This window comes from Mycobacterium sp. 1274761.0 (assembly GCF_001668615.1).
Taxonomy (GTDB): domain Bacteria; phylum Actinomycetota; class Actinomycetes; order Mycobacteriales; family Mycobacteriaceae; genus Mycobacterium.
The window spans coordinates 31776-41482 of the sequence record NZ_LZMC01000053.1 but is presented as its reverse complement, the minus strand read 5'-3'; the positions used below and the strand labels follow the sequence as shown (position 1 = coordinate 41482).

10 protein-coding genes are annotated in these 9707 nt (G+C 67.0%); 7 read left to right on the top strand and 3 right to left on the bottom strand.

Translation table 11 applies throughout. From position 1 onward, the window contains the following. Positions 1-1302, top strand: a 1302-nt coding sequence (locus A5651_RS08680; protein WP_066978315.1) for a wax ester/triacylglycerol synthase family O-acyltransferase, incomplete at its 5' end; no start/stop codon positions are given. A gap of 10 nt (positions 1303-1312) precedes the next feature. Here the strand turns inward: A5651_RS08680 and A5651_RS08675 are convergent. Further along, positions 1313-1567 carry a DUF2631 domain-containing protein gene (locus tag A5651_RS08675; protein ID WP_066978301.1) on the bottom strand — a complete coding sequence of 85 codons (255 nt, stop codon included), beginning with the start codon at positions 1565-1567 and terminating at the stop codon, positions 1313-1315. Between the two features lie 78 nt (positions 1568-1645). Here A5651_RS08675 and A5651_RS08670 point away from each other — a divergent pair, with 78 nt between their 5' ends. Next, positions 1646-2479 carry a mycofactocin-coupled SDR family oxidoreductase gene (locus tag A5651_RS08670; protein ID WP_066978298.1) on the top strand — a complete coding sequence of 278 codons (834 nt, stop codon included), beginning with the start codon at positions 1646-1648 and terminating at the stop codon, positions 2477-2479. Here the strand turns inward: A5651_RS08670 and A5651_RS08665 are convergent. Continuing rightward, positions 2472-3761, bottom strand: coding sequence for a deoxyribodipyrimidine photo-lyase (locus A5651_RS08665; protein ID WP_066978295.1), 1290 nt, complete (start codon positions 3759-3761; stop codon positions 2472-2474). The genes A5651_RS08670 and A5651_RS08665 overlap by 8 nt on opposite strands. 68 nt (positions 3762-3829) lie before the next feature. Between A5651_RS08665 and A5651_RS08660 the strand changes: the two genes are divergently transcribed. Beyond that, positions 3830-4699, top strand: a complete 870-nt coding sequence (locus A5651_RS08660; protein ID WP_066978287.1) for a TIGR03619 family F420-dependent LLM class oxidoreductase — start codon at positions 3830-3832, stop codon at positions 4697-4699. On the opposite strand, the gene A5651_RS08655 is transcribed toward A5651_RS08660, so the two are convergent. Next, positions 4692-5135 carry a nitroreductase family deazaflavin-dependent oxidoreductase gene (locus A5651_RS08655; protein ID WP_066978285.1) on the bottom strand — a complete coding sequence of 148 codons (444 nt, stop codon included), beginning with the start codon at positions 5133-5135 and terminating at the stop codon, positions 4692-4694. The genes A5651_RS08660 and A5651_RS08655 overlap by 8 nt on opposite strands. A 98-nt stretch (positions 5136-5233) precedes the next feature. Between A5651_RS08655 and sigI the strand changes: the two genes are divergently transcribed. The 4 genes from sigI to ispG are packed head-to-tail and all read left to right on the top strand — an operon-like array spanning position 5234 to position 9694. Beyond that, entirely contained in the window at positions 5234-6115 is an 882-nt protein-coding gene (gene sigI / locus A5651_RS08650) for an RNA polymerase sigma factor SigI (RefSeq protein ID WP_369803930.1), read from the top strand. Positions 6116-6138: 23 nt separating this feature from the next. Next, positions 6139-7299 (top strand): 1-deoxy-D-xylulose-5-phosphate reductoisomerase, encoded by a 1161-nt coding sequence (gene dxr, locus A5651_RS08645; RefSeq protein ID WP_066978312.1) that lies wholly within the window; start codon positions 6139-6141, stop codon positions 7297-7299. After that, positions 7296-8522, top strand: coding sequence for an RIP metalloprotease (locus A5651_RS08640; protein WP_066978279.1), 1227 nt, complete (start codon positions 7296-7298; stop codon positions 8520-8522). Before dxr ends, A5651_RS08640 begins: the two co-directional genes overlap by 4 nt. 8 nt (positions 8523-8530) lie before the next feature. Beyond that, positions 8531-9694, top strand: a complete 1164-nt coding sequence (gene ispG / locus A5651_RS08635; protein ID WP_066978276.1) for a flavodoxin-dependent (E)-4-hydroxy-3-methylbut-2-enyl-diphosphate synthase — start codon at positions 8531-8533, stop codon at positions 9692-9694. Positions 9695-9707 lie beyond the last annotated feature (13 nt).

Below are 9707 nucleotides of genomic sequence, written 5' to 3'. Positions count from 1 at the left end.
GCCATCGCGTTCCCCCGACTACAGGCCATGGCGCCGCTGCGGTACCAACTCGTCGACATTCCGTTCAAGCTTCATCACCCGATGTGGGTGATCAACGAGGAGATCGACTTCGACTACCACGTCCGCCGCACACAAGTCGCGCCGCCCGGCGGACGCCGTGAACTCGACCAATTGATCGGCGAGATCGCCAGCACCCCGCTGGACCGTAGTCGTCCGCTGTGGGAGATGTACGTCGCCGAAGGGCTCGCCGACGGCCGGGTCGCCGTCATCCACAAGGTGCATCATGTGCTCGCCGACGGGACGGCCTCCGCGAACCAGGTGGCCAAGACGATCGCGCCAGAGGGGCCGCAAGGGGTCGTCGGGATGTTCGAGGAGCCCGGTGTGGCACGCACCCGGGCGTCACTGCTGAAGGCAGCCGCGCGCGATCACGCCGGGCTCATCCGCAAACTACCGCGGCTGGTGCGTGAGACGGCGACGGGGATCTCGCGGGTGCGGCAACGGTCCAAGGAGCGCGGCGAGCACCCCGACCTCGCCAAGAATTTCTCGCCTCCGGACTGCTTCATCAACCACGTCGTCACCCCCGGTAGGCGCTTCGCCACGGCACCGTTGTCGCTCGATGACGTGCGCGACACCGCCAAACACCTCGGCGTCACCATCAACGACATCGTGCTCGCAACGGCGTCGGGAGCGCTGCGCCAGTTGTTGCTGCGCTACGACGGCAAGGCGGAGTCGCCCTTGATCGCCGGCGTACCGGTGAGCACCAATCCGTCCCCAGAACGGCTGGCGGGCAACGAATTCACCTATCTCACCACCTCGCTGCCGGTGCACATCGCCGACCCGATGGAACGGGTCAAGCTGACCGCGTTGTCGACCGCCAGGGCAAAAGAGGACCATCAGCTGCTCGGGCCGACGATCCTTCCCGCGTGGCTGTCCTACCTGCCGCCCGCGCTTGCCCCGACGGTATTTCGCAAGCAGGCTCGTCGGCTCGAGTCGGCCAGTGTCATGAATCTGACGATCTCCAACGTCCGCGGTCCGCGCGAGCGAGGGTTCATCGAGGGCGCGACGGTCACCGAGATCTACTCGGTCGGCCCCGTGGTCGTGGGCAGCGGCATGAACATCACGGTGTGGAGCTACGTCGACCAGCTGGCGATCTCGGTGCTGACCGACGACCGCACGCTGGATGATCCGCACGAGGCCACCGATGCCATGCTCGACGCATTCGTCGAAATCCGTGCTGCGGCGGGAATGACCGGCGAGCTGCGGCCGGTCGGCGAGGTGCTGCCGCTGGCGGCGGCCCCGTAGAGCTAGGCGGTTACCGGGTCCAGCCGCGGCGGCGCAGCCACCAGTCGCGTGCCACCACCACGAGGATCACCACGGCGAACGAGATGAGGAAGATGTCCTCGACGTGGCCGACGTGGTTTCCGCGCAGCATGGCCAGCAGGAACAACGCGGCGAGGATGCCGCCGATCTGTATCGCCTTGTGGTTCTCCTTGGACCAGCCCCACTCCGCAGACGGCACATCTTCGACGTCGACACCGTTGGTCTTGTCCAACTCGGTGCTCACCACGGCTGCTCCTCGGGGTCGGGCTTCACGCTGCTCGCCATTGTGACACGACTACTACACACCGCCGTAGTGTGGTGCGTCATGGCGGGACAGTTCGAGGGCAAAGTCGTCTTCATCAGCGGAGCGGCGCGGGGTCAGGGGCGCAGCCATGCCGTGCGGTTCGCCGAGGAAGGAGCGGACGTCATCGCTGTCGACCTGTGTGGACAGATCGACAGCGTCGCCTACCCGATGCCGAGCCCGGAGGACCTCGACGAGACGGTCCACCTCGTCGAGAAGACCGGTCGGCGGATCGTGGCCGAGCAGGCAGATGTCCGCGACTTCGAACGCCTCAACGAGGTCGTGGCCGACGGCGTCGCCGAGCTCGGCCGCATCGACTTCGTGTTGGCCAACGCCGGCATCTTCCCCGCCGCGGGCAGGCAGCGGTTCGATGTCAGTGCGTTCATCGACGCGATCGACGTCAACCTGAAAGGCGTGTACTTCACCATCGAGGCGGCGTTGCCCGCAATGTTGAGCCAGGGGGACGGCGGCGCGGTCGTCATCACGAGTTCGGCGGCCGGTTTCAAGTCGGTCAGCACCACGTTCGACACGATGAGCCACGGCGCAGCCGGTTACACGGCCGCCAAGCACGGCGTGCTCGGCGTGATGCGGCACTACGCAACATCGTTGGCGGAGAAGAACATTCGGGTGAACTCCGTCCATCCCGGCGGTGTCGCGACACCGATGATCATGAACGAGGCGATGGGTGTGCTGATCGGCGATCAGCCGGCATTTGGCGAGGCGCAGCAGCCGAAGCTGTCCATGCCGCCGCTGGAGCCCGGCGAGGTCACCGACGCGATCGTCTACCTGTGCGGCCATAGCGGCAGGCATCTGACGGGTGTCGCGCTGCCGCTGGACGGCGGCCTGACCCTCAGGTGAGCGCGCTGTAGCGCCGCAAGGCTTCGGCGCGTTCGGCCTTGTGGTCCACGATCGGGTCCGGATAATCGGCGGTGTCGAGCTCGGGTATCCAGCGCCGGATGTAAACGCCGTCGGGATCGAATTTCTGGCCTTGCGTCGTCGGATTGAACACCCGGAAGTAAGGGGCGGCGTCGGTGCCGGTGCCCGCGGCCCACTGCCAGCCGTGCTGGTTGTTGGCCACGTCGCCGTCCACCAGCTGCTCGAGAAACCAGCGTGCGCCCCACTGCCAGGGCAGATGCAGATCCTTCACCAGGAACGAGGCCACGATCATCCGCACCCGGTTGTGCATCCAGCCGGTCTGCGCGAGCTGGCGCATGCCGGCATCGACGATCGGATAGCCCGTCTTGCCGGCTTTCCACGCCTCGAACGACTTCTTCGCTTCCGCTCCCTCATCGAGCTTCATGGCGTCGAAGTTCTTGTTCCAGTTCCACCACGCGCTGTCGGGCCGGTCGTTGAGTACGTCGGCATAGAAATCGCGAAATGCCAACTCGCGCAGGTACGCTTGCGCGCCTTTGCCTCCGTCGAGATCGGCCACCATGGTGCGTGGATGGATGGTGCCGAACTTGAGGTGCGCCGACATCCGACTCGTGGCGGGCAGGTCAGGTCGGTTGCGGTCGTCCGCGTAAGTCTTGAGGTCATCGCTGACGAATTTGCGCCACTGGCGTAGCGCGGCCCGTTCACCCGCCGGTAGGTCCAATTGCGCTGTGTCTTCTGGGATTTCGACACGCCCTTTGAGGCCGGCCGGGTCGATCCAGTTCGCCGAGGTGGGGCCCGACTTGGCCGGTGCGCGCCAGCCGTGTTTACGCCAGGCATCGAAGAACGGGCTGAATACCTTGTAGGGTTCGCCGTTGCCCTTCGCGACGCGGCCGGGCGACACGAGGTACGGCGATCCGGATTCCTCGAGCGGAATGTCACCCAGTGCTTTCCGGACGGCATCGTCACGTTTGCGGCCGAACGGTGTGAAATCGGCCGACACGTGAACGGCGGTGGCACCGACGGATTTCGCCAGCGCGGGGATCGCGCTTTCCGGCCGCCCCCGGGTCACCATCAGCCGACCGTCGAGCGCGGTGTGCAGCTCGCGCAGGGCTTCATAGAGGTGTAGCCGACGCGGTCCCGACGATGACTGCAGGCGCGGGTCGAGAACATAGCAGGCCAGCACGTCGCCGGCCGGCTCTGCGGCGTCCAGCAGCGCGGGCAGATCGTCCAGCCGCAAGTCCCGGCGGAACCACAGCAGGCTTTGCATGCCATTGATGCTGCCCGGTTTTCCCGCTAAAGAAACTACGAAGCATTGCTGAAGCGAAAGGGTGACGGATGCAGTTCTGGAGCGGCACGGCGTTCATGACGGCCTCGGACAGCGTGGCCGTCGCGCCGATGCTCGACGAGGCCGGCTTCGACGGCATCGTGACGTCCGACCACATGATCTACCCGCGCGAGCTGTCGTCGCCGTATCCGGATTCGCCGACGGGCAAGCCGGGATGGGAGCCGGACAATCCGTGGCCCGATGCGTGGGTGCTCACCGGGGCGATGGCCGCCGTGACGCGTCGGGTGCGGTTCGCCAACGCGATCTACATTGCGCCCGCGCGGCCGCTGCTGGAGGTGGCGAGGCTGGTGGCGACCGCATCAGATATCTCCGGGGGACGGGTGGCGTTGGCCGCGGGCGTGGGGTGGATGCGCGAAGAGTACGAGCTGATGGGCCAGGACTTCACCAACCGGGGCAAGCGGCTGGACGAGATGATTCCCGCGCTGCGCGAACTGTGGAAGGGCGGTTGGGTGTCGTGGAGCGGCCCTTACTACCAGGTGCCCGAGATGATGGTCGAACCTCATCCGCCCGCACCGGTGCCGATCCTGTGCGGCGGCGAGTCCGACGCGGCGCTGCGGCGCGCGGCGCGACTGTGCGACGGCTGGGTCGGCTACGCATACGGATGGGACGACGCCGTCGGTTACGCCCAGCGGTTGACGGCGCTGCGCCGCGAGTACGGGCGGGAGAACGAGCCGTTCGACATTCTGCTGGCGCTGCTCGAACCGCCCTCGGTCGACCTCTACCGGCGCGCAGAGGACGCCGGTATCACGCAGGTGATGGTGCGGCCGTGGGGGGTGGCGGGTCCGGCGCGCGGTGGCGTCGAACAGTTCCGTGAGTCGATCGAGCGATTCGCCGACGACATCATCGCCGACTTCAGGTAACCGGGTCGAACCTGAAAACCGTCAATTGGCCTGCGAGAGCCTCGAATTCGTCGGGGCTGCCCTCCTGCACGAGCCCCGACCGTTTGGCGAAGCCCACACCCACGGGCACCTGTGCCGGGAATTCGCGTAGCACCGGCCGCGCCTCGTCGAGGTCGAGTTCGACGATCCTGACCTGACGCGACCGTCGTCCCCGCGTGAGGGTTCCCGCGCCCGCGGCCCGCGCGTTGGCCGCCCAGTCGGCGCCGGGATATCCGGCGACGGTGTAGAGGCCGCCTCGGTAGGTGAACGGCGTCATCGGCGTGCTGCGCGGTTTGCCGGTCTTGCGGCCGGGAACGGTCAGGATCATCGCAGGTCCGGTCGGAATGCCCAGCCGCTGCATCGTTTTGACGATCCGGTTCATGGGTTTGAGGTAGCGGGGCGGCCGTAGTTGCGACATCTGCTGTCTCCCTTGTCGATCATGGTGTTCATGCAATCCAAGGACGGCGCGACCGCCGGAAAAGTTACGCGGGGCCCGGGTAACTTCTGCCGCCGCTGCTGCGTCGTAGTGACATGAACGCCCCTTCGACGGTCGATGCGGCATGGCGCAGCCATCGGCCGTACCTGGTGAACCTCGCCTACCAGATGCTCGGCGACGTCGGCGAGGCCGAAGACGTCGCCCAGGAGGCCTTTCTGCGGCTGGCCCGCGCCCCGATCGACGAGATCGACGACGTTCGCGGTTGGCTCACCGTCGTTGCCGGGCGGTTGTGCCTCGACCAGTTGCGGTCGGCGCGCATGCGGCATGAACGCCCGCAGGATTTGGAGTCCGTAGGCGCGGTGCCGTCGACGGACCCGGAACCCGCCGATCGCGTGACCCTCGACGACGACGTGCGCCACGCGATGCTGGAGGTGCTGCGACGGCTGTCGCCGGGCGAGCGGGTGTCGTTCGTGCTGCACGACGTGTTCGGGTTGCCGTTTGACGAGATCGCCGACATGGTCGGCAGGCCTGCCGGTACGTGTCGTCAGCTCGCGCGACGGGCACGGGCGAAGTTCCGCGGCGACGCGCCGTACGCCGCCGACATCACCGACGCCGAACATCAGCTCGTCACCGAGACGTTCATCACGGCCTGCGCCAACGGCGATTTCGAGGCGTTGATGTCGATGCTCGACCCGACGGTGTGGGGTGTGGGCACGATTCTCGGCGCCGCGGGGCTCCCTCCGCAGACCAACTACGGCCCGGACGAGGTCGGTCGCAACTTGCTGCGCTACCTCGGCGGCGCGACGCTCGTCAGCGCACCGGTCGGCGAACCGGTGCTGCTGGCCTTCGACCGGCGCCGGTTGTTCGCGGTCATCACACTCACCGTCCGCGACAACCTGATTCTCAAGATCCAGGCGACGGTCGACCCCACGTCGCGGGCGAGCGGCACAATGGGACGGTGAGTAATGCGGACGCGAGGAGCACAATTAGCTCCCGCCTTCGGGTCCTGATCCTCGGCAGTACCGGATCGATCGGGACCCAGGCGCTCGACGTCATCGCCGCCAACCCCGACCGGTTCGAGGTCGTCGGGTTGGCCGCAGGCGGCGGCAACCCCGACCTGCTGGCCCGCCAGCGCGCCGACACCGGCGTCACCGACATCGCCGTCGCCGACCCCGACGCGGCGGACGAGGTCGGTGACGTCACCTACGTCGGCCCGGACGCAGCCACCGCGCTGGTCGAGAACACCGAGGCCGACGTCGTGCTCAACGCGCTGGTCGGGGCGCTGGGCCTGCAGCCGACCCTGGCCGCGCTGGCCACTGGGGCGCGGTTGGCGCTGGCCAACAAGGAATCGCTGATCGCCGGGGGCCCGCTGGTGCTCAAGGCCGCACAACCCGGCCAGATCGTGCCCGTCGACTCCGAGCATTCGGCCATCGCCCAGTGTCTGCGCGCCGGCGCCCCCGACGAAGTGGCCAGAATCGTGCTGACCGCCTCGGGCGGCCCGTTCCGCGGCTGGAGCGCCGATCGCCTCGAGGGCGTCACGCCTGAGCAGGCCGGCGCGCATCCGACCTGGTCGATGGGCCCGATGAACACCCTGAACTCCGCTTCGCTGGTCAACAAGGGTCTAGAGCTGATCGAAACCCACCTGCTGTTCGGCATTGCCTATGAGTGCATCGACGTGGTCGTGCACCCGCAATCGATCGTGCACTCGATGGTGACGTTCACCGACGGCTCGACGATCGCCCAGGCCAGCCCACCCGACATGAAGTTGCCCATCGCGCTGGCGCTGGGGTGGCCGTCGCGGGTCCCTGCGGCCGCGCTGGCCTGCGATTTCGGCACCGCGTCCAGCTGGGATTTCGAGCCGCTGGACGCCTCGGTGTTCCCGGCCGTCGAACTCGCCCGTGAGGCCGGTCAGCGGGGCGGCTGTCTGACCGCGATATACAACGCCGCAAACGAGGAGGCTGCGGCCGCTTTCCTCGACGGCCGCATCCGGTTCCCGGCGATCGTGCGCACCATCGCCGACGTGCTGCACGCCTCAGACCAGTGGGCCGCAGAACCCGCTACCGTGGAAGAGGTACTTGACGCGCAACGCTGGGCCAAAGACAGGGCACGGGGCGCGGTTTCTCGGGAGGTTGTCGCCACAAAATGATGTGGGTCATCGGTGTCGCGCTGTTCGCGCTCGCCATCTTGGTGTCGGTGGCGCTGCACGAGTGCGGTCACATGTGGGTGGCGCGGGCCACCGGCATGAAGGTGCGCCGCTACTTCGTCGGCTTCGGCCCGACGCTGTGGTCGACCCGCCGACCCAACAAGCTGGGTTACACCGAATACGGGGTCAAGGCGGTCCCGCTCGGCGGGTTCTGCGACATCGCGGGCATGACGTCGATCGATGAGATCGCGCCGGAGGACCGCCCGTATGCGATGTACAAGCAGAAGACGTGGAAGCGCGCGGCCGTGCTGTTCGCCGGTCCCGGCATGAACTTCGTCGTCGGCCTGGCCATCCTCTACGGCATCGCGCTGCACTGGGGTCTGCCCGACCTGACCCCGCAATCCGCCGCATACGTCAGCCAAACGTCTTGTGTCGCACCGGCTCTCAGCAAGGACAAGTACGCCGACTGCACGGGCGACGGGCCGGCGGCCGCCGCGGGAATCAAGCAGGGCGACATCATCGTCAAGGTCGGCAACGCCGACGTGCACAACCCCGACGAGATGGTCAACGCGGTCCGCGAAGCCAGCGGCCCTACTCCGTTCGTCATCGAACGCGACGGCAAGCAGATGACGAAGGTCGTCAATGTCGTCGAGACCCGGCGGTTCACCTCCGACACTGCCACCGCCCCGACCACCGTCGGCGCCATCGGGGTGTCGGCCGCCGCGGGGGGACCCGTCAAGTACACGCAGTACAACCCCGTCACCGCGATTCCGGGCACGGTCGCGTTCACCGGTGACCTGGCCGTGGAACTCGGCAAGTCACTGGCGAAGATTCCGACCAAGGTCGGCGCGCTGGTGCACTCGATCGGCGGCGGCGAACGTGACCCGGAGACGCCGATCAGCGTCGTCGGCGCGTCGATCATCGGTGGCGACGCCTTCGAGCGGGGCCTCTACCTCGCGTTCTGGTTCTTCCTCGCCCAGTTGAACTTCGTGCTCGGCGCGGTCAACCTGGTCCCGCTGCTGCCGTTCGACGGAGGCCACATCGCGGTGGCCTGGTTCGAGAAGGTTCGCAACACCATCCGCAAGGCGCGCGGCATGGCGGCCGCGGCGCCGGTGAACTACCTCAAGCTCATGCCCGCCACCTACGTGATCCTGGTCTTCGTTGTCGGCTACATGGCGTTGACCGTCACCGCCGACTTTGTCAACCCGATCCACCCGTTCCAATAGGAGACACAATGTCCGTCGGTCTAGGCATGCCGGCGCCTCCGGCGCCAGTGCTGGCGCCCCGGCGAAAGACTCGTCAGCTGATGGTCGGCAACGTCGGCATCGGCAGCGACCACCCGATCGCGGTGCAATCGATGTGCACCACCAAGACACACGATGTGAACGCCACGCTTCAGCAGATCGCCGAGTTGACCGCATCCGGCTGCGACATCGTGCGGGTGGCGTGCCCGCGGCAGGAGGACGCCGACGCACTTCCCGAGATCGCGAAGCACAGCCAGATCCCGGTGATCGCCGACATCCACTTCCAGCCGAAGTACATCTTCGCCGCGATCGACGCCGGTTGCGCGGCCGTGCGTGTCAACCCGGGAAACATCAAGGAGTTCGACGGCCGGGTCAAAGAAGTCGCGAAGGCGGCAGGGGAGGCGGGCATCCCGATCCGCATCGGCGTCAACGCAGGCTCGCTCGACAAGCGCTTCATGGAGAAGTACGGCAAGGCCACCCCCGAGGCGCTCGTTGAATCGGCGCTGTGGGAAGCGTCGCTGTTCGAGGAGCACGGCTTCGGCGACATCAAGATCAGCGTCAAGCACAACGACCCCGTCATCATGGTCGCCGCCTACGAACAGCTTGCGGCGCAATGTGATTACCCGCTGCACCTCGGCGTGACCGAGGCGGGCCCGGTGTTTCAGGGCACGATCAAGTCGGCCGTCGCGTTCGGTGCGCTGCTCTCCCGCGGCATCGGCGACACCATCCGCGTATCGCTGTCGGCGCCGCCCATCGAAGAGGTCAAGGTTGGCAACCAGATCCTCGAGTCGCTCAACCTGCGGCCGCGTTCGCTCGAGATCGTGTCGTGCCCGTCGTGCGGGCGCGCGCAGGTCGATGTGTACACGCTGGCCAATGAAGTCAGCGCGGGGCTGGAGGGCATGGACGTGCCGCTGCGCGTCGCCGTGATGGGTTGTGTCGTCAACGGTCCCGGCGAGGCGCGCGAAGCGGACCTCGGCGTGGCCTCCGGCAACGGCAAGGGCCAGATCTTCGTCAAGGGCGAAGTCATCAAGACCGTCCCTGAGCACCAGATCGTGGAGACGCTGATCGAAGAGGCCATGCGAATCGCGAGCGAAAAAGAATCCGGGCGCGGTTCGAATGATGGCAGCGGTTCGCCGGTCGTCACCGTAAGCTGAACATGACCCTGTG